Source organism: Halomonas sp. ND22Bw (assembly GCF_003011945.1).
Classification (GTDB): Bacteria; Pseudomonadota; Gammaproteobacteria; order Pseudomonadales; family Halomonadaceae; genus Halomonas; species Halomonas halophila.
This window is the reverse complement of the sequence record NZ_PXWD01001650.1, coordinates 1-241: the sequence shown is the minus strand read 5'-3', so window position 1 is coordinate 241 and position 241 is coordinate 1. Positions and strand designations below refer to the sequence as shown.

The window sequence follows — 241 nt, the reverse complement described above, 5'->3', positions numbered from 1 at the left end:
CGGTTGAGGCCGCCACCGTCGTCGCTCACCTCGATCACGATGTTGCCGCCATGGTGCTGCGCGGACAGCAGCAGCTGGCCGGTCGCATCCTTGCCATTGCGCACGCGCACCTCGGGTGTCTCGATGCCGTGGTCGAGGCTGTTGCGCACCAGGTGCGTCAGCGGGTCGATGATGCGCTCGATCAGGCCCTTGTCCAGCTCGGTTTCCTTGCCGACGGTGTCCAGGCGGATCTGCTTGCCCA

At 66.4% G+C, this 241-nt stretch carries 1 pseudogene; it reads right to left on the bottom strand.

Annotation, left to right across the window (positions count from 1 at the left end):
- A pseudogene (locus CVH10_RS23865) lies at positions 1 to 241 on the bottom strand (chemotaxis protein CheA); the annotation flags it as partial.